Origin of the sequence: Sphingobacterium sp. Lzh-3 (genome assembly GCF_046764375.1) — a bacterium.
Classification (GTDB): Bacteria; Bacteroidota; Bacteroidia; order Sphingobacteriales; family Sphingobacteriaceae; genus Sphingobacterium.
The window spans coordinates 1566992-1590850 of the sequence record NZ_CP177226.1; the positions used below are offsets into that span (position 1 = coordinate 1566992).

A 23859-nucleotide genomic window follows, 5' to 3' on the forward strand; every position below is an offset into this window, starting at 1 on the left:
TTATGCCAAAATTATACGTATTTGCTATTGGCGGGACGGGGTCCCGTGTAGTCAAGTCATTGACCATGTTATTGGCTTCTGGAGTTTCAACAGGATACGAAGTTGTCCCGATCATCTTAGATCCAGATTCTTCTGCGGCTGATGTCGCTAAAACCGAACATTTGCTCAATGAGTACCGGAGTATTCATAAAGCTGTAGCACCTAATAATGAAAAGGTGTTTTTTAAGAATAAAATTGAATCTTTGGGCGAGGTGATAGGTGCTGTGGGTGCAAATGCATTATTTAATGAATTTCGTTTGGGAATTGAAGGGCTTAATGGCGGAAAGTTCAAAGATTTTATCGACTATAATTTATTGGAAGATGGTGGTAGTAATCAAGCTCTCGTTGATGTACTTTTCTCCGAATCCAACTTGAATCTTGATTTAGAAGTCGGTTTTCAGGGTAATCCGAATATCGGATCTGTTGTGCTCAATAAATTTACCGAATCGGAAGAGTTCAACCTCTTTGCAAATAGTTTCAGTAATAACGACCGAATTTTTATTATATCTTCCATATTTGGGGGAACGGGAGCCGCTGGATTCCCTTTGATATTAAAAAATATCCGCCATGGGCTGGTCAATGGGAAGCATTATGATCATCTCCGTAATGCGGTCGTTGGTGCTATTACGGTTATGCCTTATTTTAAGCTGGATGGGGACAATACTGATAACATTCAAAGTTCGACGTTTTATTCTAAGACCAAAGCGGCGCTGCACTACTATCACAAAAATATTAGTGAGAGCAAAGATATCAACGCCCTATATTATATCGCCGATGATAATAACAATGTGTACAAAAATGTTGTCGGTGGTACAGGACAAAAAAATGATAGTCATTTTGTCGAGCTTGCCGCTGCTTTAGCGATCGTAGACTTTGCAAATGATGGTTCTTTAAGCACACATGAGGCGAATGCCCAGAATCCTAAATACAAGGAATTTGGTGTCAACGATCTCTCGGCGTCAAATCCGGTGATTACGTTTAAGGATCTTTCCCATGAAACCCAAAATCAGATACAGCTCAATTTGACACAGCTCCTATTTTTCTCTCTTTATCTGGAGAGTGAACTAAAAGATAAATTGAGCGCTCCTTTTGCCAAAGAGACTGCACCAGTTATTGACCAGAACTTTTTGAGCTCGGTATTTTATGGAAGGTTGTTGCGCTTCTTAGATCAATACCGTATCTGGCTTGGAGAGATGAAACGCAATAAGATCAGCTTTTCACCTTATAACATCGCCGAGTTAATCGACAATCAGGGCGCTATTGTCGGAGTGACCCCTCAAAATGCAGATTTAATGCAGCTTGTTTCTGGTTTTGCCCAGCGGAGTAGCATATTCAAATTATTCAAGGAGAAAAGCTATGACCTGATGACTGCGGCGTTAAATGAACATCGTAAGAAAAAATACCCTACCGTAGAAAACAAACTGATGGTTCAATCGCATGATGCGACTGCAGAAATTATAACCAAATATTTATTCTAATCAACATGGCAAAAGTTTTTAGACTTTTTGACGATACGCCAATGACGCATTGGCAATCTCGCAGCACCGACTACAGCAGTGTTATTATCGAAAAGATCATTAGTCCCGATGGAGATCAAAGTTCGATATTGCCTACTTCGATACCTTCGCCGTTTGCTCGTCTAGATTTATTTAATACTGCTTTTCGTTACTTTAACGATGCAAATAATAGGCTTGATGGCTATACGAATAACCATAAATTGGTCAGCGACTGCCTTGATTTGCTTGAACTACTTTATAATAAGGATTCCATCAACGGAGAGTTGACAATTAAGGTGTGGGACAAACAGCGTGATTTGGCTAAATTAACTGATTCCAGCTATTCCCGTCACCAATTACTTGGCCGTACTTTGGACCTATTTCTTAAGCAAGATGATGAAGCATTCAATTTCAATCAGCTGCATCGCATCTATATTTTTTACTTCAATCATAAGATTATCGGTGCGACATCGCCTAAGACAATGGTGTTCACATCTGCTAATGATCTGAGTTTCGCACAGGTTACTTTGCATGACCGTAAACTATTCACTGAACCAGCATCGCTCAAGAATAGAGATGAAGATTTTATTTTCTATTTGATGGCTCTTTTCAAAGAAAATTTGTCGTTGAGCAGATATATGCCAACGTTTTACGATTACGTCAAACGTAATGTCAAGGAGAAGATGGAACAGGATAAGACTTTTATGACTGCAATAAATGCGCTGGATGTTCAATTTTTGGAAAATAAGACGACGATTGATGGAAATGATTATGTAGTTGAAGTATTTAATGTACCGTTTCGGACCAAAAGTGTAAAAAACATTCAGGAGCGTATCGGTCGAGAATCACAGTTTTTAATCCATGCTTCTAAAACAGTGTCGGGACTTCCTCCCATGGTACTCGCGACGAACGGGAATTTAGGGATGCTGGATTATTTGTATCAGGGCGTCAAATGGGATGTCAATACCAAAGTTCAGCATCCTGTAGATCAAATTTTGGATGTGCGGATCCTGCCGGGAAAAGATGTCAAATATCCTTATTTGACTGTCGATGATTTTCTGGAACCGGAGATTTATGAAACACCTTATGAGATTAATAAAGATGTTTTCTTTGATGGAAACTTCATAAATGAATCCGATCATCAGGAGATTGGTTATCTGTTACCTTTGAAAAGTACTTTCTTTACCTATTTTACGGAAGAGGACTTGATCAAACGTAGCTATTCAGGAAAGAAAATGATTGAGATCATTAAAAAGAAGAGCACAGTCAATGTTAAACTTCGAATCCCCATTGACGGAGGTCGACATGTGGTGGAATTGGAGAAGAAATATGAGGAAACTGATACCAATCCTCAAAAAGGGAAGATTATACCTTGTGCTAAGTATTTTCAACTATTTCCAATTCAAAGAGCAAATGTTAATCCCAATTACTACATGCAGGTGGTTGATGAGGGGTTGAATGATTATAGTCATTCCTTTCAACTTGCTTTTGATGGGAGACAGGCCGATTTTCGAAGTATGAAAGCAAAGCGTGATAGTCGTAATGGATCATTTTATAATACCTACTATTTCAGATGTAAAAAGGACTTTAATGCCATTTCTTTCAAGGAAGAAGATAGTGATAATGCTAATTATCTTATACCGCTATGGCGGAATGAACGTCATACAGGAGGGGCGTACACCTTTGCACTTGACTTTGGAACATCGAATACACATGTAGAGTATTCAGTTAATAATAGTGCCCCTTCGCCTTTAAATCTCCCATCAGATAAGAACGGTTTCGCAACATCATTTAATAAACTTGACACCAGCATTAGTAGTTTACATGAGATCCAAAATCACAAGGATATTGAATTCATTGTTGAAAATATTTCGAGCGAGTCGAATTACAATTTTCCGATACGCACCGTAATATTAGACTATAATAATTTTGATCCGACCAATTTCCAGACAATTCTGGATTATAACATCGGTTTTACTTATGAAAAAACTAGTATGCCGAGCCTCAATAATGTAAAGGCTATCACTAATTTAAAATGGGTAAATGGAATTGAGGATATAGAAGGTGAAGCTAGAATGCGTTCTTTTTTGGAACAACTTATCATCATGTGTAAAACCAAGGTACTCGTAGAGCGGGGAGATATCTCTAAAACCAGATTTACCTGGACATATCCATTAAGTTACGGACAGTATAAAATCAATTTGATGGCTGGCTTAATGGAGGAGCTTGCCGAACAGCATTTTGGTCCAGGGATAGAGTGCATTAAGCTTTCGGAATCTATTGCTCCATTCTATTCCATCGCAAGTACAGGTAAGATTTTGGGAACTTCAAATACCATCCTATCGTTAGATATAGGAGGAGGAACTATTGATAGCGTTGTTTATCAGAATCGTAAAGTTATTACTATTTCATCCGTCCTATTTGGGGCTAATTACCTTTATTCTGCAGGCTATACTACTGATCTAAGATCCAATGGGTTTTATAGACTTGGGTCGAAGTTTTTTACGGGATTATCAAATGTCAATAGCTATCATAATTTGAAAGAAATAGGGGAGACAATTGAACAGAGTGGAAAGATTGATGATATCATCGCTTATTATTTTTCTCTCGATAAAAAGAAAGAGCTGCAAAATGTAAATAATAAAAGCTTCAATGCTTTCTTGGCGATGCATGCCAATGAACGAGCTGTATTCCTGTTTTATCTTGCGACAATAATTTATAACAGTGTTACTGCTATGAAAATTGCAGGCATATCTGCGCCTAGCTACTTGACTTTTTCGGGTACAGGATCGAAGTTCCTGTCTATTATTGATAAATCAAGTTCAAAAGAAAGCATCGTGATCTATGCGACGGCAATTATTAATGCAGTATACGGATTGCAAGATTCTTCTGAAAAAATGAGAGTGAAAGTACTCGTCCCAGATAGTCCCAAAGAACTTACTTCTAAAGGAGCAATAAATGTTCTCGAAGAAGGAGAAGAGGTGCTTGCAGGACTTTCTATCAATAGTTTGGATGAAAAGTTTAGGAGCTATCTAGGAGACAAAGAGCAAACTATAATTTCGAATGATAATCGATTGACCTATGAGGATTTGGGAAGCCAGTTCAATGAAAGTGTATATCAAGCATATTCAGAATTTGTGTCTTTATTCTTTCAGCTACCGGGAATTAATTATAAAAATGATTTCGGTATCGATTATGATCTTAAACGGAAATTCGAAAGCATCCTGTTAGACAAGAAGGTCGCAATAGAATTCTTAGAAGCAGGTTTAGCGCAGCGTACAAAGCAAGTTTCAGCCACAGATATCGTATCGGACAATTTGTCTTTCTATATAGTGAGAGGCATGCTTGGTGAAATGTTAAATAAATTACAAGAAGATGAAAACTGGTAAAATATATAAAAGTTTAATCATACTAGGATTTCCATTGATTATGGCGCCATGTATGGTCATTGCCCAACAGGCCGGTGCACAGGGGCGAACAACATTTGTATCCGACTCGACTCTACAGTGGATCGTGATCGTATTGTTAATAACAGTATTTGTTATTTTGATGATGTTAATCTTTCAGGGAATAGGCAAGAACAAGGCAATTTCTAGATTAAATAGAAGGATTGACGTAATTGTAAATTTACAAAATAGCGAAAACCAGATGCAGCTAAGACCCCAGGTATCCTCGAGTTTACCTCGATATAACGAAGTGGCGGACGAAAAATTGAAAAATCAGCTTAATGAACTGACGCGAAAGCTAGAGGAATTGAATAAAAAGGTCGATGCAAACCAAACAAAATCTATGCAGATAAACTCTCTGGATAAACGTAATGCTGATGAAATCCAATCTGCTGATCTGGTTTTGGAAGCAGTCGTTCCGCAAGATCAGGATACCCTATCGGAACCGATAACACTTTCGATCCCTCAGCAACAAGAATTTGTTTCAAATTGTATGACAGCGGGTGCCTTTCAAGAACTGCTTCCGATAAGCAAAAAGAGTAGACATACGCCTTATATTATTTCAAAACGGGAAAATGAATACTATTTCCGTTTGGATGAGTCTAATTTGGATGCGATAACAACTGCAATCCAATATCGAAACAGTTATATAGATGGCTTCTGTGAATCCCTGAATAATTATTTTCCTGGAGCAAAATCCTTTACACAGGAATCTAAACTCGGTAAACTCCAACTTGTGGAAGACAAGCTGCAAGTAGTAGAAAAAATAAAGATCAGATATAGTTAATAACAGATGGACTGGATACATATTATTTTAGAATTAGCGGTTGTTGGTTATTTTATTTCGCAGCAAGTTAAGACAGGGATTCAGCTTCGAGCTGCCATCGTTCAATTTGGTCGTTTTATTCCATACAAAGATTATTTTAATACCCAAAGCATCACGGTTTCCAAGACACTTTTACAAGAAGGCCGGGTCGCCGAAATTTTCGAAACAATAAAAACCGATGAACGTACCGATTCGATACCCCAAAAAGGTTCGGTAAAGGTTACACTCATCAATCCAAGGGATAAGTCGGGGACCTACTTTGACCGCATTATTGAGTCACTGAATATCTATTTACTAAAAAACAATGGTGGTATAGCCGATTTTAATATTGTTAAAGATCTCGTCGAACGTAATGTGAATGTGGAAGAAGATGAGATTAAGGAAACTATCAATAAGCCCCTTTATCTGGGGCTTATGGCAACCATCGTCGGGATTATTTTTGGACTATTTGCCATGTTGATTAAGCTTTGGAACACGGATAATTCAGCGACTTCAGATTTGGTCAAACAGCTTGACCTGAATGATTTCCTTTTGGCAGTGTGTATTGCCATGGTTTCCAGTTTTCTGGGATTATTTATTACTTCGTTTATCGGATTAAATTCTTTTAAGAAAGCAAAGCGGGCAGTGGAGCAGAATAAAAATGAATTTTACAATTTCGTACAGACGGATTTGCTACCCGTAGTAAGCCAGGACTTTGGTTCATCCATCACCAAATTGACTAATACCATGAACTCATTCAACCTGGAATTTACAGCTAATATCAATACCCTGAACCATCTGTTTCAGAAGAATTATGATACCTTAAAAGTTCAGGATACAGTTTTGGGTCGGCTAGAACAATTGAATGCCAATGATTTCGTTAAGATGAACGCTAATGTATTGCTGCGTCTTGAAAAAGCAACCAATAGTTTTGACAAGTTTAACGTTTTTATGGAAAGTCTCAATAGCAGGCTTTCAGAAACACGTGTACTGAGCGATAGTATAGCGAAGTTACTTGACCGCGCAAATAATTTTGATAGTATTGCACACAAGATCGATGCCCGGGTAGATGATACTAACGCGATTATCTCATTCCTGAAACAACAGTTTTCAAGTCTGGACGATATGTCTTCAAGATATAAAGAGATGATCCTCCGTGTGGACGATAACCTGGACGAGACACTCAAGGTTTTTGAAAATCATGTGATCATGAAACGGGAAGGACTGACCAATCTGATTACTGAGCAGCATGATCTCCTGGAAAAGGCCTATACTGAAAACGTGACCAAGTTCGATAAATTGGACCTGCTTGAAAATCTGACTGTCTTGCAAGCAATCAAATCTGGTTTTGATAAGCATCAATCGGACATGCGGTCAGAACAGATCAATCATATCAATACCGTCAGCAAACTTGGAGCAGAAGTAAAGATCAATAAGGAACAGATCAGTACAATCGAAAAAACGCTGAAAGAAGTTAATGCTAAAGTTTCGGAAGCAACGGACCGGCGGGATGAGATAAACAAGTTGAATACCATATCGAATGTGCTCAGTAAATTGAAAGAAGAAGTCGAGAAAAGCAACGAGAGTATTTTTAAACGCATTTTCGGAAAAAAATAGGTCATGGCAAAAAAAGAAGGAAACAATATTTTCTGGGTCAGTTTTTCCGATCTGATGACGAGTCTGTTTTTTATTGTACTGGTTCTATTTGTTGTAACTTATGTAAACAACCGCAATACAATTATTGCCCAGGATGAACAGTTACAGGTATACAAAGAAGTCGAGGATTCACTAATGCCGTTGAAAAATAACAGTTCATTTCGGTATGAGGATAAGTACAAGCGATTCCTGCTCAATTTTGAAGTTAAATTCAAGCCCTCTGCTTTCGAGATTCAGGAGGGCAATTTGGAAAACTACGCGGTCACCCGCGCGAAAGTCATTGATGCCGGTAAAAAGCTTAAGGAAGTACTTGATGCGGTCGTCAGATCCGCGAAGGCGCAGAACCGTGTCGATGGAGAGAAGGTATCTTACCTTGTTATAATTTCCGGTTACGCCTCCAAATTGTACAATGCGGATACCTCGCCTCTGGGACGGAAAAAAGAGTATGAGCTGAGCTATAATCGGGCCTATGCACTGTCTAAATTCTGGAAAGCCCAGGGAATAGATTTTGAGGAGCAAGCTTACGGTGAATTGATTGATCTCCAGTTGTCCGGAAATGGCTGGGGCGGAGTGGGGCGGGATCAAGCTAATGAGGATAATAACCAACGCTTTATTATTCAGATCGTACCAAAAATATCTAATCGAAACCTCTAAAAACTTTCAAAAAAAATAGCTTAAGTAAACACTTAAGCTATTTTTTTACTCTTTCTCGTCCGTCGATTTAAGTTGAGCAATAGCCATATTGCCGTAGCGACATCAACGATGTTCCAGATTAATCTTCCCAATGGTAACCGAAGGATCGGTTGAAACAAAATAATCAGTATGATGCAGATTATAAATTCACTGTTTCGGGAATGTCGCTTGGTTTTGGGGATATTGATAAGCTGTAGGATAAAAACCAAGCAACCAAATATGCGAAGAATGGTAAAGTAACCATATGGTAAGGGTAAGAGGGCCAATATGAGGCCGCAGATCAAGGCAATTTTTAGTGATTTCAGATTCATTCAGTGATATTTTTAGACCAGAGTCCCAGACCTTTTTCCCGCGCATAATGTTGAGCCTCCTGAAAGCGCTGTTCATATTTTACATTAGGAGCAATCGTCATCAGGATGGCATAGCCATCTTTGACGATTTTTTCATTGATAAAAGTACCATCTATTAGATAGGCATAAGCCAAGGTTCTTCCATATTGGTCGAGCGAATCTACATCAAATTCCAGTCTGATGGTTTTATGCAACAGTAGATCTGTGGCGTACCGGGATGCTTCTTTTCCGAAAGCCTGCTCTTTTTTGCGAAAGTAATTGCGGGGCTCCGGTGCATCTATTCCGATGAGCCGTATTTTGATTCGTTGCTCCCTGTCGTTTTTGCACCAAAAAGTATCCCCGTCAGATACCTTTGTGACACGGTATATGTCATCTGGGAGACTTTTATTGTCCGTGATTCCACTGGATGAGAACCCTAACATTTTCTGTTTGTAATCTTCTGATTTTGAATGGCAGCCGACCAGGGGAGTTGATATCAGGAGAAGAGAGCAGACTACAAAGCTCCATTTTCGATAAGTACTTTTCATAGGACGTTTTTATTTACCTTCTTTTTCCTTTTCTTTTTTCTGCCGAATTGCGGCATCTTTCAGAGCAATAAGATTTGCCGAACATAAACGTAAGTACCTTCATAGCGAAACCTTTCCTTTATAACTCTTTTTTTCTTTTCCAGACTTAATTTCTTTGTTGCACCATGCGCATGGATCATACATGTTTTAATTATTTAAAGGTGAATAATAGGATGAATTATATGGCTCAAAATTAGGATTTACATTTTCCTGGATTTATGGTTTCCCGTAAAAAGCCCTCAGAGTGAGTAGCTACTTTTGAAGAATCGGAAAGCAATACACTTCTCAGGAAAAGTAGGGTAAGTTTTTCGAAAAGATATTTTTAACCTATTTATCATGATTTCATTACAAGAATTAGTTTCAGAAGAACAGGACCCTAAAGTCATTGAAAAAGTATTGCCTAAAGTACGGGAGTTTTGTACGGCCAACGAAGAAATCAAATATATTGCTGTCCAGAAGAAAACCATTGGCATAAATTTTTCCCCGGATTGCATCGTACTTACCGACCGTCGTATCATCTTGATACGTCCAAAGTCTTTTGGTTTTACGCTAGAATTTGCAGATTACTCCTGGATACAGGTAGCAGATGTACATCTCCGTGAAGGTGTATTTGCTGCTGATATTACGATCAAGACAATCAATGGTCGGATGGATAAGATGGAAAATATTCCTAAGGCTCAGGCGCGCAAACTTTATCGTTTTGCCCAGGAAATGGAAGAAATGAAGAAGGATGAACGTAGACAACGTGATCTTGAAGATAAGCGAGCGTTAGCCGGGGGCGGTATAGTTATCAATACTCCAGTTAGTCAACCTGTAAGTTCCCCGGTTTCTCAAACACCAATAGAAGATCCAATGGAGACACTCTCCAAATTGAAACGCATGGTCGATGCTTCATTGATCAGTCAGGAAGAGTATGATGTTAAAAAAGACCAGGTATTAGCCAGAATGTAGCGAAAAATAATAAAAAGACAAATATAATCATGGATTTTAAAGATGAGATTCGTCAATTTGCCAAGCGCGTTGACCGACTTTTACCACAGATCAAAACAGAAGAGGCTACAAAGACATCCTTAGTAATGCCATTTTTGAAAATATTGGGATATGACGTATTTGATCCCTTCGAAGTGCAGCCAGAATTTATAGCCGATATTGGTATCAAAAAAGGAGAGAAAGTTGATTATGCGATATTGCGTGAAGACAAACCTGTTATCTTAATCGAATGCAAACATTATGCGGACGGGCTTGATCCACACAATTCACAATTATTCCGTTATTTCCATACCACAGAAGCTAAATTTGGTTTGCTGACAAACGGCGTAGAATACCGGTTTTACACCGATCTGGTTACACCGAATAAGATGGACGAGAAACCATTTTTCGAGTTCAAGATTATGGACATCAAAGACAATGAGGTATCCGAATTGCGCAAATTCCATAAGACAGAATTTGATCTTGAAAGCATTTCCAGCGTTGCGAGCGAATTAAAATACTTTAATGAGCTGACGATTTTAGCGATGGCAGAAATGCAGAATCCGAGTGATGATTTCGTTCGTTTTTTTGCGAAGCAAGCCTATCCGAGTGTTGTTACAGCAAAGGTTTTGGAACAGTTTACGCCATTGGTAAAGCGCGTGTTTACACAGATTGTCAATGATCAGATTGCAGAGCGACTTAAAAGTGCGCTCAAAAAGGAAACTGAAGTCGAAGAAAAGAATGCTGCAATTGCACCGACAGAACCCGATGCCTTGGTTGTTACTACCGAGGAAGAGATCGAGGGGTACTTGATCATTAAATCCATCTTACGGAAGGATATCGAAGTGGGACGTGTATTTATGCGTGATAATCAGTCCTACTGCGGCATCTTACTAGATGATAACAATCGCAAACCGATCTGTCGATTCTATTTTACGCCCAATCGCTTACGCATCGGATTGTTTGACAAAGACAAAAAGGAGGCTAAATATGATCTAGATTCATTGGATGATATCTACAAATATTCAGAGCAGATCGTGGAAACCGTCATTAACTATTAATCAGGTGTGTTATGATAAGATTCTATTGTCTATTTTCGCTATTATTTCTATTTGCTTCCTGTACAACAAATTATTACTCGGTGTATCTCAAAGAAGATACACCGATCTACCATAAGAAAGATACCACAAGTACAATCTATACCGTCATCCCAAAAGGAACAAAGATCTCTTATACCGATGGTCCACGTAATTACTCAAAGATAAAATGGAAAAAATATAAAGGTTGGACAGCTCATTTGGCCTATTCTTATGTACCGGTTTCTGACTCTTCGAAGGCAGTTGTAAATGGCAGTTCCTATTCATCTGGATCAAGTCGCTTTACACCGAGTTCATCGACATCAAGTGGTGGAAGTGTTCATGTCAAAGGCTACTATCGAAAAAACGGTACCTATGTGAGGCCTCATACCCGAAGCTCGGGAAGAAGGAGGTAAAAACAGTTATAAATATATTGAAAGTATATTTTAGCTATACGGTTTCCCATAAGATTTAAAAATCAGACATAACTATGTTTGTTAGGTACAAATAAATCATATATTATGTCAAAAAGTCCAATTGGAACAAAGGTGAGTACAGGACATACTTGCCCCGAATCTGGCGTATGGAAGGTTGTCGGAACGCCTTCAACGACTGCGCCTATCGCAAAAGGCAATACGATGCCACCTTACGATGGGAAAGGTGTAACGTGGGAATTGATCCGTTACGCTTAGTGTTTTTGGTAGACCACGTCAGTGGTCTACCATTTAAAACGGTAAGAAATACATTAATGCCAGTTTACTGTTTATGATTAAGAAACAAAATGGGTATTAATTGTATCTTTATCCCACGGACAAGTGTTCAATCCCAAGCGCTGTGTTTACAGCGGTCACTTTAATTACCATTATTATTCAGCATGGTAGCAATATCGAAATAGCAAGCCAGTATTAAATATGTTAAGTTACGAAGCATACGAGAAGGGTGTTTTTGATTGGCTCATGGCCAAACATCAGGCAGATACCAATTTTACGTTTACAGTAAGGCAAAGTGCCACCAGAGATTCCGAGACCGACTATTTTATCGGGACCAAACGTTCGGGCTATTTTGCAACCACCTTTTGGTCCATCCCGGTCAATTTTCCCGGTTCTTCGGGCGATGCCATCAGCTTAATTTTTGTATTGGGCGAGTCTGCATACGCATACTATTTTGAATTTACGCAGACCCAAGATCCCAAAGACGATCAAAACCGAGCCGTACTTGAACTGATCAAGACCATCAAAAACCCTTTGGTCGAAAAGTATAAACTGGCGCGTAAGATCAATGAAAATGCCAAAATGTATACGGTTCGTATTGCAGGTTTAAAAGAAAACTATGCTTCCCTCGAAGATATGTGTCAGGATATCGATGCCCAGTTGTTCGATATAATCGCCATCGTAGACCAAGGAATTTTGAGCGTCAAGCAATCTATGCAACGGTTTACAGCCCATCGCGTTACACCACAGGAATTTGTCAGTCTGATTAATAGGCTAAATCAACGCATCGAAAAGCATCGCAATATCGTTAAGGAAATCGCAGCTGCGGAAACATCGGTTGACACTGAAAAAGCAATAAATTCCACCACTATGCCACTCAATCAGATTTTGTACGGCCCCCCAGGTACAGGGAAAACCTACAATAGTATCAATTATGCATTGTCCATTATAGAAGGTAAGCAAGATGAAGAACTTGCGCAAGAAGACCGGGCAACACTCAAAGCGCGCTTTCAGCAATATGTAGACCGCGGACAGATCCTGTTTACCACTTTTCATCAAAGTATGAGCTATGAGGATTTTGTCGAAGGGATAAAACCCCGTTTTGACGAATCCGAGGATGGCAGCAAGCAGCTTATCTATGAAGTGGAAAGCGGGCTTTTTAAAATCGCCTGTGCCCATGCGGCATATCACAAATATCAGGCGGCCCAGGATAATAGTCAGCAAAAGCGGCTTTACACCTTTGATGATCTATATACGAGCTTTATTGACTATGCACAGGAAAGCCTAGATAATGGCGAGCGGCCGACCTATAAAAGCCTGAGCGGTAAGGAAACCAGTATTGTCAAGATCAATCGAAATGGTTCAATCCATGCACTATCCAAAAAATCCTCAGGCAGTCGTGCACCAGCACCTTTGACAAAAGAAAATTTGCAGAAGCTCTATGACCGCTATGCAGATATCTCCGAGATAAAATCACTGGCCGAGGTCAGGGAAGTCGTTGGCGTAGTACCGCGGACGACAGAATTCTATGCCATATTTGGCGGGATCAAACAATACGAACATGATCACCTCAAGTCACTAGCAGAGACTGCCGAAGAGCAGCATTCCAGCGATGAGATTCCGGCAAGTACCGAATTGGTCAACAAGTTTAATTCAGGTGTGTTCCAAAAGGCCATGGCCGATCCAACGCTCAAGGCAAAGCCCGTTGTTTTAATTATCGACGAGATCAATCGGGGAAATGTGTCCGCCATTTTTGGAGAATTGATTACTCTGATCGAAGAATCCAAACGCGCAGGCCGGGACGAAGCACTTGAAGTTATCCTGCCCTATAGCAAACAGAAGTTTTCCGTTCCATCCAATTTGTATATCGTGGGAACCATGAATACTGCCGACCGTTCCGTTGAAGCACTGGATACCGCCCTACGCCGCCGATTTGCCTTTGTGGAGATGATGCCCCGAGCCGAACTACTGGCAGATATCCTTATCGAAAATATCAATCTCCAGCACATCCTGACACGGATCAACGAACGTATTAAGGTGCTATTGGACAAGGATCATCAGATCGGACATTCCTACTTGGTGAACGTGAAGTCGGCCAAAGATCTGGTCCATACGTTCAACAATTGTATTATCCCTTTATTAAAAGAATACTTCTATCGTGATGAGGAGAAAATAGCGTTGGTTTTGGGGGCAGGCTTTGTCGCGATTGAAAATGAAACAATGGGTGGCGATCTGTTCCCTGATGTCTTCAATCTCCGCAAGCCACAGTCGAAGCCAAAGATCCGTATCCTAGAAGTTTCCGAAGATCGTATTATCGATGTAGTAAACCAGATAATAGGCTAGTATGCAGTATGTCCTTCAAGTATATGAGCATGATACGCTATATCTTAATCAGTCTTATACAACTGTAACCGGAGACAATTTGCGTTTTGCAGAACTTTATTTCAATGTCCTGCTCAAATACAACGAGCTGCACCAGGGCAAATACTTTGCACCGGTCTACCAGGGAATCCGCTTTAAGAGCTATGTCGGTATTCTTCAGGTGGACGATCTGGTTATCGAAATCCTGCCCAAGATCCAGCGGACACCAACGACGGTCAACTGGCGTGATGTATTGATTGAGATGCTTCGCGAGACCGATCGATTAAAAATTACCGAGGTCGGCGAGGCTTTTGTAGATAAACAGCAGATCCATCTGTTGGATATATACTTTGATTGGTTTTTGACCGAGGTCGAAGAACTGCTGCACGGGGGACTGGTCAAACAATATTATCAGGAAACTAAAGATACTCTAGCGCTCAAAGGGAAGCTCGAGTTTGTCGGGCATCTACAACGTAATCTCATTCATCAAGAGCGTTTTTACAATACCCATCAAGTTTATGGGACAGATCATCGGTTCCACCAGATTCTTCATCTGGGATTGGAAGTTGTCGCACGCTTATCGCGTGGAACCTACCGTTATGGACGTTGTAAGACGGCCCAATTAAATTTTCCAGAGGTCAGGGAGATCCGGGCGGATGAACAACTCTTCGAACGACTTTCCTATAGCCGTAAGACAGAATCTTATCGCACTGCAATTGAATTAGCAAGATTGATTATCCTAAATTACGCCCCCAATGTCAAAGCAGGACAAGAAAATATGCTGGCCCTGCTTTTTAATATGAATGAGCTCTGGGAGCAGTATGTGCTTACGCAGCTGCTAAATTATTCGAAAGACTGGACGATATGGGGACAGGAGAGCAAACGGTTTTGGCGTGACAAAACCCTGCGCCCCGATATTCTGCTTAGACATCGCACTAGTGGTAAGCAGTTTGTTATTGATACCAAGTGGAAGAATTATAGCTACGATACGATTTCCTCACAGGATCTGCGTCAGATCTATGTGTATGCAGACTATTGGGATGCGGTAGGTGGTATGTTGCTTTATCCACATACCGAAACTTTAAAGAAGGACGAACTTTGCGCTACCTATCATGGCAAGGCGTATGTTGCGCAGATTGGCCTGTTGTCTATTTTGGATGAGGGGGGGAGTTTGAATAAGAATTTGGGAAAGGATATTCTTGGACTGATTGATTTTACCTAGTTATTCCCGCCATTCACCGAGTTTTCCAGTCCGTTAGTCTAAAGCCCGTAGGCTAGGAGCCTATTGTGTTGTAGTCTTGAGTCATCAAATAAGAACAACAGAACTAACACTATAAAATAAAGACATTATGAACCATCATGAGTGTATTCAAAATGCACTCATGATAGCTTTATCATCAAATAAAAAACAAATAATTTCGATAAAAAACGCTAGTAAAAACATTCGCAGCAGCAGCCCTAATCGCAGTATCTACATTCGCTATGGCAGCTGAAGGGCCAGGAGCAAAAGCAACAAAAACAAACGTTAACCTTTCTACAGCAGATTTCGCTTTAGAGCACTATGTCGCGGTAACTACCGAAGGAGAATCTGCAGGTGTAGAACAATTGTTCTCCGAGGATTTCAACCAAAAAATCCAAGCTTCCAATGCACAGAGTCACAGCCGTAACGCTATTGTTAAATCCTTGAAAAAACAAAAAGGTGAAAAGCTAAACTGTACGGTAAGCACCGAAATCCTTGAGGAGTCGGCGGATTATATGGTAGCCAAAGTGACGTTGACGTTTGAAAACTTTACCAAAACAGACCTAGTGACTCTTGTACGTGAAGGTAATGACTGGAAAGTATCTAAATCGATCAATTCGTATAAATAAGAGCCATCTCAAATAAATATATAAATGTTGTAGAGCCATGTCGAGAGATGTGGCTTATTTTCTAGCTATTTCATGATCGATCATCTCTCATGGCTTATGCTAATAGCATCATTTGCGTAATTGGGTTTGCGTTATCCTGTAGAGGCTGACAACAATAATAGCTGCAGCGACCGTCAGCACATGATGTGTTCCCCTGATAGAATAATGTATAAATCCACCGAGCCCCTGCAACATTAACACAAATTCATTCAAAAAGATTCCAACAAGTAAGCCATAAACGCCATAGTGAATGCCTTTTTCGATTTTTAACATACAAATCTGAAAAGCATACCCAATTAAAAAGAGTGATATTACCACCAAAAGGACGAGGTGAAGATAAGCAATAACAATTGGTCGAAATCCATAAGCTTGTTGGCTCAGAGCAGGTATGACCGATATGCCTTGCAATATCAGTTTGAGAAAAATGGCAAACAGGACACATAACCAAAGTTTAGATGTATCGGGGCTTAAGCGGAGTGAAATATTGCTTCGGACCAGTCGGACGACTCGTTGTGCTAATGTTCCCCACAGGACAAATTGCAATCCGACTGTAATGACTATAATAATATATAGCCACAGGGGTAAACCCTTCCACCATAGAACAGATAAGAAATAGGTTGGTATAACAGTCATGACATACACGAGCGAAAAACGCGGACTTATTGGTATTTTACCAGTACGTTTATACAGCCAACTGGCAAACAGAGCAATACAGCCAAAGAAAAACCAGCCATTATACTGAAAATGAAGATAAAAATAGACTGATGCAAGCTGTTTTAATGGATCCAGTTGGTGGCTCACTTTGAGATATGCCAGAAAATAGGTCCCTAGTGAACTAAATATATTGAAAAATAGTGCCGACTTAATTAAGATCGAAATGGCCGGAGGAAGCGTCGATGATTTAAGATCCCGCACTAATTGAAAGCAGAACCAATAAGAGACAAGTATCGATAAAAAGGATAATATAATCGAACATAGGTTATAGCCAGCAGCTGAAAAGGAAATAAGCATGCCTATCGAAACCGTCCAATTAGCCCATAGGATATGCTGATATTTCCTGCACAAAATCTGATTGGTTTTTATTCCCAGAACGGTCATTATGAGAAAAATCATAAGAGCTTGGGATACCCAGGCGGAAAAAGCAAAATGCGAATGCGCATGCATGAGGTTTTTCTGGTCGATCCAAGGAATGGGAAATAAAAATTTTAAGCGCATAATCAACCCGAAAATACCTACAATAAGTAAATTGAATAGGGTGATGACGATCCATTTCCTGATACTTAAATAGCTACTGATTTTATTCATACGTTGATTTCTTTCCGATAGCTGAAACATCGTTGTTTCAAGCTTCAATCAATACCATCGGCCGGAACAAAAACTTTTCCGCGGATAATGTTCAATTTATCTTCCTTGTCCATTTGCTTCATTGTCCGGATGATTGTTTCTACTCTTAACCCGGTCATATTAGCCAATTGTTGGCGCGTAAGCATAAGTCGGTTGCATTCCTGACAAACGAGTCTCTTGCTTTCATTTAACTTTTGGATCAGATTGGAGAGGATCTCCTCCGGTGAACGATTGTAAATTAATTTGATCATAAAGAGTTTAAAGTGTAGTTCGCGCGCCATCTTTTGTGATACCAAACGATGTAGGTTGCCATATTCATATATGATTTCGATGAATTTTTTCGAACTGATCTTCAGTAATGTACATGAACTGTCGGTAATTGCCGTCACTGTATAAACGCCATTGTCCAATATCGCTACTTCTCCAAAGCCCTCATTGGCACAGATAACATTGTGGAGGACCTCCCTACCGTCTGATAAGAAATTAGAAAGACGAACTCGCCCGCTTAACAACTGATAATAAAATGTGGCCATGCTATCCTCATGAAAAAGTATTTCACCAATATCGGCATGTAGGCTGCTCGCTCCCTTTTCGAGAAGTATTGCGGTTGGAATCATCGTTCGATATAAGTTAGTTTTTACTACACAGCGTAAAGATATAGTAGTGTCACAAAATAGATCTTGATGTTGATCACGGGAATGAGTGATGAAAATCAATATGGTGTTAATGTGCTTATATATAGTGTTTTATTGTTTTTGATTGATGGTTTGTTCTCACCGGAATCATTTTATGATTTGCCTCATAAAATGGCTACACGCTTCGATAATACCTTTGGATTAAGTAAAACACAATCAAGTTTGAACACAAAACCAAAATAAGATGAGAAAGCTAATTGTATGTTGTTTGATGGGATTATTTATCTATTCCTGTTCCTCAAACAATGGCGAGAAAAAGACCGTTGCCAACAGTGTTAATGAATCTGGGGCTTCGGCAAATGACGCCAGTGGATATGATCCTCACCGCGGTGAGGGAAAATTTGACAAAGTGGAAATCGCTGACCATTTGGATGCACCAATGGCCGCAGCCGGAAAATTGATTGTTGACCTGAAATGTGCTTCCTGCCACAAGCTAACCAACGAGAAACTAGTCGGGCCAGGATGGAAAGGTGTGACACAACGGAGAAAACCACAGTGGATCATGAATTTTATCACTAATCCTGATCCGATGATCGATAAGGATCCGGAATTACAGGCGCAACTTGAACTATGCATGGTCCGGATGCCTAACCAAAATCTAACGGACGAGGAAGCCCGAAAGGTATTGGAGTTTATGCGACAAAATGATGGTGTAAAATAATAAAAGCTGAATAAGAATCAACAAAGCTGCATAGGTATTAACCTTAAAATAAGAATAGAATGACTTTAACAAAATACATATTGACGAGCCTAATGGCGAGCGCGATGTTATCGACTTTCCATGCCTGTAAACCCAAAGGAGCGGGAGCCGCCGTGAGTGGTGATGCCGCTGAGAAGGTATATGTTGCCCCAGGGAAATACGATGAATTCTACAATTTCGTATCCGGGGGATTTAGTGGGCAGCTCTCCGTTTATGGACTTCCATCCGGCAGATTATTGCGTGTAATACCCGTTTTTTCACTAGATCCCGAAAAGGGCTGGGGTTTTAGTGAAGAAACTAAACCGATGCTCGAAACGTCCCATGGCAATGTACCTTGGGATGATTTACACCACGTGCAGCTTTCGAAAACCGATGGAAACTACGACGGCCGCTGGGTATTTGTCAATGCCAACAATACCCCCCGTATTGCCCGGGTGGATCTGACAACTTTTCGTACGGCTGAAGTACTCGAACTCCCCAACAGCGGTGGAAACCACTCTTCGCCGTACATTACTGAAAATACCGAATATGTTGTTGCAGGAACGCGATTTTCGGTTCCGCTGGACGGTGAGTCGGGCGATGTACCTATCAATACCTTTAAAAAGAATTTTCGCGGAACATTGAGCTTTGTCAGCGTCAATAAGGATAATGGCAACATGGAATTGGCTTTTCAGATTGAGACACCCGGTGTAAACTATGACCTGAGCCGAGCCGGTAAAGGGACTTCTCATGGTTGGTTCTTCTTCTCCACCTACAATACCGAACAGGCAAATACATTGCTGGAGGTCAATGCATCCAAAAATGACAAAGACTTTATATTGGCCGTCAACTGGAAAAAAGCCGAAGAGTATTTGAAAGCCGGAAAAGGGAAAAAGGTTACCGGGTTGAAGTATGCCCATAACACTTACGACGAGAAATCACATACCGCAAAAACATCTTTTAATACAGAAACGATCGTATTGAAGGCAGAGGAGCTGGAGGGGCTATGCTACTATATCCCTTGCCCAAAATCTCCGCACGGTGTCGACGTTGATCCTACAGGCGAATATATTGTAGGGTCGGGTAAACTGGCTGCGGTCATACCTGTATTCTCGTTCGCTAAGATGCAGAAAGCAATCCAGGAAAAACAATTCGAAGGAAAATTCGGTGGTATCCCAATTATCAAATACGAATCTGCGCTGTACGGCGAAGTCCAAAAACCTGGCTTGGGCCCACTGCATACAGAATTTGATGGCAGAGGAAATGCAATCACGTCATTCTTTGTGTCTTCCGAATTGGTGAAATGGAATATTAAGGATTTAAAGGTGCTCGACCGTACACCAACATTTTACTCAACAGGCCATTTAATGATACCTGGTGGAGATACCAAAAATCCAGAAGGCAAATATGTCATCGCCTATAATAAGATTACGAAAGACCGCTTTCTCCCTACAGGACCGGAGTTGGCTCAGAGTGCCCAATTGTTTGATATCTCGGGAGACAAAATGCAATTGTTGTTAGACTTTCCGACCATTGGTGAGCCACATTATGCGCAAGCTATCAAAGCGGAGAAAGTGAAAGACAAAAGTGTGAAGATTTTTAAAATTGAAGAAAATACCAGCCCATTTGTTGCCAAAGGAGACAAAGATGCACGCGTTGAACGTAAAGGTAACCAGGTACATGTATACCTGACATCCATCCGTTCACACTTCACTCCGGACAATATCGAGGGTGTACAACTAGGCGATGAAGTCTATTTCCATGTGACCAATATTGAGCAGGACTGGGATATGCCGCATGGCTTTGCTGTCAAAGGCGCAAAGAATGGAGAATTGCTCATTATGCCGGGAGAGACACAGACATTGAAATGGGTTCCAGATAGAGTAGGTGTATTCCCGTTCTACTGTACGGATTTTTGTAGCGCGTTACACCAAGAGATGCAGGGGTATATCCGTATCTCAAAAAAAGGAAACAATGTTCCGTTGATTTATAGTCTGGGAACCAATCAACCGCAAGAGAAGACCAATTAATATAACCTACAATGATGAAAACTACAAGTCACCTGTCAGCAGTACATCGGATTCTTTTGATCCTGAGTGGCCTGGCCCTGGTAGCGGTCATCTTCCTACCCATCTGGCGTATTGAGCTCGACGCAGCACAATACCCAGAAGGGCTAGAACTACAGATCTATAGCAACAAGTTGGCCGGACAAGTTGATATTATCAATGGACTGAACCACTATATCGGGATGAAAACGCTACATGCGGAAGATTTCATAGAATTTAAGGTCTTGCCCTATATCATCTTATTTTTTGCGCTTGCTTTTTTGCTTACCGGTTTCGTGCAGAATAGAAAACTGCTCTATGGCTTATTCTTTTGTTTTCTGCTTTTTGGAGTCGCAGCCCTGGTTGACTTTTATATCTGGGAATACAACTATGGGCATCAGCTCGATCCATCTGCACCGATAAAAGTTCCCGGAATGTCTTATCAGCCACCACTGATCGGATACAAACAGCTTTTAAATTTTGGCGCCTATTCTATACCTGATATCGGGGGATGGATCTTTATACTCTGTGGAATTATCTTGGCCTTTTGTACAGTGCGGGAGTGGCAAAATAATAAAACCCTAAAACTAAAATCATATGAGAAACTATAAATTATTTGCGTTGATCTGTAGTAGTATATTGCTGGTTCTATGTAGTTTGCAGGCCTGTCAGGGCAACAATAAACCCAAGCCTATTAAATACGGTAGCGAGCAATGTGCCCACTGTAAGATGACAATAACGGACGCGCGTTTTGGTACGCAGCTGCAGACAAAAAAGGGACGGGTCTTTAATTTTGATGACGTACAATGTATGATCGCCTTTGTCAAAGGGAACTCGGTCAAAAAAGAAGAGATTGCCGTTTATTACCTGCCGGATTATGTTAGCCATAAGCTCGTACCGGCTGAAGGTGCATATTATCTCAAAAGTGAAGCCTTGAAAAGCCCAATGCGAGGCAATGTTGCTGTATTTGAAAAACGGGTGGAACTGGATAAGGTCAAAGCAGAGATCGGTGGCACGGTGATGACCTGGAATGATCTGTGGAAATAAATGAATAACAATGAAGAATCTAGCTTTAGCGTTGTACTGTGCAATGGCTTGTCTTTGGCTCGTAAACGTGCCTGTATCGGCGACAACCATCCAGGTAGGAAAGGGGCAGTCGGTCAGAACAATAAAGGCTGGCTTAGCACAAGCGAAATCAGGTGATACCGTTTTAGTAGCGGCGGGTGTGTATAAGGAGGGGAATATTGTTATTGATAAGGCAATTTTCCTGAAAGGCCTGGGAAAACCTGTGCTGGACGGCGAGAAAAAATATGAACCGCTCTCGATCAAATCACCGCAGGTTACTGTTCAAGGCTTTTTAATACAGCATTCGGGACATTCTTCCATGAATGATATTGCCGGTATTAAAATTTACAATACAGCGCATATCAAAATTTTTGACAATGAGCTCGTGGACAATTTTTTCGGGATTTATGCGCAGAATGCTACAAACGTTGAAATACGGGGCAATATCCTCAAAGCTTTTGGTACAGCGGAGCAGCTGATTGGTAATGGTATTCATGCTTGGAAATCAGATAGTTTAAGTGTTGAAAATAATGAAGTGTCTGGACATAGGGACGGTATTTATCTTGAGTTTGTGACCCATACTCGAGTACAGGGCAATCTTTCTGAAAAAAATCTGCGCTATGGTCTCCATTTTATGTTTTCCCATGAGAACAGTTACATCTCAAACACCTTTCGCAGCAATGGTGCAGGTGTAGCTGTTATGTATACCAAGCATGTCCATATGGAAAACAATAATTTCGAAGAGAATTGGGGCGATGCCGCCTATGGATTGTTGCTCAAAGATATTTCCGATAGTCAGATCATCAACAATCAGTTTAGCCGCAATACCACGGGTATTTTTATGGAAGGATCGAATCGTATCCATATTGAACATAACAATTTTAAGAGCAACGGATGGGGGCTCAAGATTCAGTCGAGCTGTATGGACAATGTGCTTAAAGACAATAATTTTCTTCAGAATACCTTTGATGTTGCCACCAATGGTACCCTTACACTCAACAGCTTTGTGCATAACTATTGGGACAAATACGAGGGATACGATCTGGACAAAGACGGATTTGGGGATATCCCTTTTCGTCCCGTAAGCCTATTCTCGATGATGGTTGAGCGCTATCCTTCGGCGATGTTACTTTTTCGAAGTTTTATGGCCATGTTGTTCGACCGGACTGAAAAGCTATTACCAAGTCTGACACCCGAGGGGCTTAAAGACGATAAGCCTCGCATGAAATCAATAAAAGTATGATTAGTATCCAGCAGTTAACGAAAAGCTTTGGAAAATTCAATGCATTAAAGGGCATTGATCTGACCTTGAATGGCGGCGAATGCGTTGCCTTAATTGGCCCCAATGGCAGTGGTAAGACTACTTTGATCAAGTCTGTCCTAGGTATGGTCATGCCGAGTGCCGGACGGATCACTTTTGAAGGACAGGACATTGGACAGCAATGGGCTTATCGGAACCATATCGGCTATATGCCGCAGATCGGTCAATATCCTGAGAATATGTCCATCAAACAGGTCCTGGATATGATCAAAGATATCCGTAAACAGCCCCAGACGGATTCGGATCTTTATCAGGCTTTTGGCGTGGACAAGCTGTTGGAAAAACGGATGGCAACGCTTTCCGGTGGCACAAGACAAAAAGTAAGTGCCTGTATCGCATTTATGTTTGACCCCAAAGTACTCATCCTGGATGAACCTACAGCAGGACTGGATCCTCTGTCTACCGAAATTCTCAAGGATAAAATCAAAAAAGAAATCGGACGCGGTAAACTGATCATCATCAGTTCCCATGTGCTTAGTGATCTCGATGAATTTGTATCGCAGATTGTCTTTCTGCAGGAAGGAGAGCTGAAGTTTCATAAGAGTTTGCAGCAATTAAAAGAAGATACAGGTACTGAAAAGCTATCTAAAGCAATCGCTTATTTGATGCAGAACCGCGACCTGTCTAATTAGAGA

22 protein-coding genes are annotated in these 23859 nt (G+C 40.7%); 18 read left to right on the forward strand and 4 right to left on the reverse strand.

Annotated elements, in window-relative coordinates:
* The first annotated feature begins 2 nt into the window (after positions 1 to 2).
* From ACLCDV_RS06370 to ACLCDV_RS06390, 5 genes are read left to right on the forward strand one after another with little or no spacing between them, the layout of a single operon-like run.
* Complete coding sequence (locus tag ACLCDV_RS06370; protein WP_411973180.1) at positions 3 to 1517, forward strand: hypothetical protein; 1515 nt, start codon at positions 3 to 5, stop codon at positions 1515 to 1517.
* 5 nt (positions 1518 to 1522) lie between these two features.
* Positions 1523 to 4924, forward strand: a complete 3402-nt coding sequence (locus ACLCDV_RS06375; protein WP_411973181.1) for a hypothetical protein — start codon at positions 1523 to 1525, stop codon at positions 4922 to 4924.
* Complete coding sequence (locus tag ACLCDV_RS06380; protein WP_336827947.1) at positions 4911 to 5768, forward strand: hypothetical protein; 858 nt, start codon at positions 4911 to 4913, stop codon at positions 5766 to 5768. Before ACLCDV_RS06375 ends, ACLCDV_RS06380 begins: the two co-directional genes overlap by 14 nt.
* Positions 5769 to 5774: 6 nt before the next feature.
* Complete coding sequence (locus ACLCDV_RS06385; RefSeq protein ID WP_411973182.1) at positions 5775 to 7403, forward strand: hypothetical protein; 1629 nt, start codon at positions 5775 to 5777, stop codon at positions 7401 to 7403.
* 3 nt (positions 7404 to 7406) lie between these two features.
* Complete coding sequence (locus tag ACLCDV_RS06390; protein WP_411973183.1) at positions 7407 to 8096, forward strand: hypothetical protein; 690 nt, start codon at positions 7407 to 7409, stop codon at positions 8094 to 8096.
* Positions 8097 to 8128: 32 nt separating this feature from the next.
* Here ACLCDV_RS06390 and ACLCDV_RS06395 read toward each other — a convergent pair whose 3' ends face one another.
* Positions 8129 to 8446 carry a DUF6804 family protein gene (locus ACLCDV_RS06395; RefSeq protein WP_411973184.1) on the reverse strand — a complete coding sequence of 106 codons (318 nt, stop codon included), beginning with the start codon at positions 8444 to 8446 and terminating at the stop codon, positions 8129 to 8131.
* Positions 8443 to 9012, reverse strand: coding sequence for a thermonuclease family protein (locus tag ACLCDV_RS06400; protein ID WP_336827950.1), 570 nt, complete (start codon positions 9010 to 9012; stop codon positions 8443 to 8445). Before ACLCDV_RS06400 ends, ACLCDV_RS06395 begins: the two co-directional genes overlap by 4 nt.
* 375 nt (positions 9013 to 9387) lie before the next feature.
* Here ACLCDV_RS06400 and ACLCDV_RS06405 point away from each other — a divergent pair, with 375 nt between their 5' ends.
* From ACLCDV_RS06405 to ACLCDV_RS06435, 7 genes are all read left to right on the forward strand, one after another.
* Positions 9388 to 10002, forward strand: coding sequence for a PH domain-containing protein (locus ACLCDV_RS06405; protein ID WP_336827951.1), 615 nt, complete (start codon positions 9388 to 9390; stop codon positions 10000 to 10002).
* A 29-nt stretch (positions 10003 to 10031) separates the two neighbouring features.
* Positions 10032 to 11081 (forward strand): type I restriction endonuclease, encoded by a 1050-nt coding sequence (locus ACLCDV_RS06410; protein WP_336827952.1) that lies wholly within the window; start codon positions 10032 to 10034, stop codon positions 11079 to 11081.
* 11 nt (positions 11082 to 11092) lie between these two features.
* Positions 11093 to 11512: a hypothetical protein gene (locus ACLCDV_RS06415; RefSeq protein WP_336827954.1), complete on the forward strand. Its 420-nt coding sequence runs from the start codon at positions 11093 to 11095 to the stop codon at positions 11510 to 11512.
* Between the two features lie 105 nt (positions 11513 to 11617).
* On the forward strand, positions 11618 to 11788 hold the full coding sequence (locus ACLCDV_RS06420; protein ID WP_336827955.1) for a hypothetical protein: 171 nt from the start codon (positions 11618 to 11620) through the stop codon (positions 11786 to 11788).
* Positions 11789 to 12007: 219 nt separating this feature from the next.
* Complete coding sequence (locus ACLCDV_RS06425) at positions 12008 to 14149, forward strand: McrB family protein (protein WP_411973185.1); 2142 nt, start codon at positions 12008 to 12010, stop codon at positions 14147 to 14149.
* Position 14150: 1 nt separating this feature from the next.
* The gene (locus ACLCDV_RS06430; protein WP_411973186.1) at positions 14151 to 15389 is read left to right on the forward strand and encodes an McrC family protein; all 1239 of its coding nucleotides are present in this window, start codon (positions 14151 to 14153) and stop codon (positions 15387 to 15389) included.
* A 260-nt stretch (positions 15390 to 15649) separates the two neighbouring features.
* Positions 15650 to 16036 carry a nuclear transport factor 2 family protein gene (locus ACLCDV_RS06435; protein WP_411973187.1) on the forward strand — a complete coding sequence of 129 codons (387 nt, stop codon included), beginning with the start codon at positions 15650 to 15652 and terminating at the stop codon, positions 16034 to 16036.
* A gap of 108 nt (positions 16037 to 16144) precedes the next feature.
* On the opposite strand, the gene ACLCDV_RS06440 is transcribed toward ACLCDV_RS06435, so the two are convergent.
* Positions 16145 to 17380, reverse strand: coding sequence for a hypothetical protein (locus tag ACLCDV_RS06440; protein ID WP_411973188.1), 1236 nt, complete (start codon positions 17378 to 17380; stop codon positions 16145 to 16147).
* A 44-nt stretch (positions 17381 to 17424) separates the two neighbouring features.
* A complete protein-coding gene (locus tag ACLCDV_RS06445) occupies positions 17425 to 18036 on the reverse strand; it encodes a Crp/Fnr family transcriptional regulator (RefSeq protein ID WP_075991501.1) in 612 nt (203 codons plus the stop codon).
* 262 nt (positions 18037 to 18298) lie between these two features.
* On the opposite strand from ACLCDV_RS06445, the gene ACLCDV_RS06450 reads away from it, so the two are divergent.
* The 6 genes from ACLCDV_RS06450 to ACLCDV_RS06475 are packed head-to-tail and all read left to right on the forward strand — an operon-like array spanning position 18299 to position 23856.
* Positions 18299 to 18775 carry a cytochrome c gene (locus tag ACLCDV_RS06450; RefSeq protein ID WP_313157349.1) on the forward strand — a complete coding sequence of 159 codons (477 nt, stop codon included), beginning with the start codon at positions 18299 to 18301 and terminating at the stop codon, positions 18773 to 18775.
* 59 nt (positions 18776 to 18834) lie between these two features.
* Positions 18835 to 20823 carry a Sec-dependent nitrous-oxide reductase gene (gene nosZ, locus ACLCDV_RS06455; RefSeq protein ID WP_083295916.1) on the forward strand — a complete coding sequence of 663 codons (1989 nt, stop codon included), beginning with the start codon at positions 18835 to 18837 and terminating at the stop codon, positions 20821 to 20823.
* A gap of 11 nt (positions 20824 to 20834) precedes the next feature.
* Complete coding sequence (locus tag ACLCDV_RS06460; protein WP_198386050.1) at positions 20835 to 21449, forward strand: hypothetical protein; 615 nt, start codon at positions 20835 to 20837, stop codon at positions 21447 to 21449.
* Positions 21436 to 21885: a nitrous oxide reductase accessory protein NosL gene (locus ACLCDV_RS06465; protein ID WP_083295915.1), complete on the forward strand. Its 450-nt coding sequence runs from the start codon at positions 21436 to 21438 to the stop codon at positions 21883 to 21885. The genes ACLCDV_RS06460 and ACLCDV_RS06465 overlap by 14 nt, the downstream gene beginning before the upstream one ends.
* Before the next feature lie 10 nt (positions 21886 to 21895).
* Entirely contained in the window at positions 21896 to 23146 is a 1251-nt protein-coding gene (locus tag ACLCDV_RS06470) for a nitrous oxide reductase family maturation protein NosD (RefSeq protein ID WP_070565743.1), read from the forward strand.
* Positions 23143 to 23856 (forward strand): ABC transporter ATP-binding protein, encoded by a 714-nt coding sequence (locus ACLCDV_RS06475; protein WP_075991503.1) that lies wholly within the window; start codon positions 23143 to 23145, stop codon positions 23854 to 23856. Before ACLCDV_RS06470 ends, ACLCDV_RS06475 begins: the two co-directional genes overlap by 4 nt.
* The last annotated feature ends 3 nt before the right edge of the window (positions 23857 to 23859 follow it).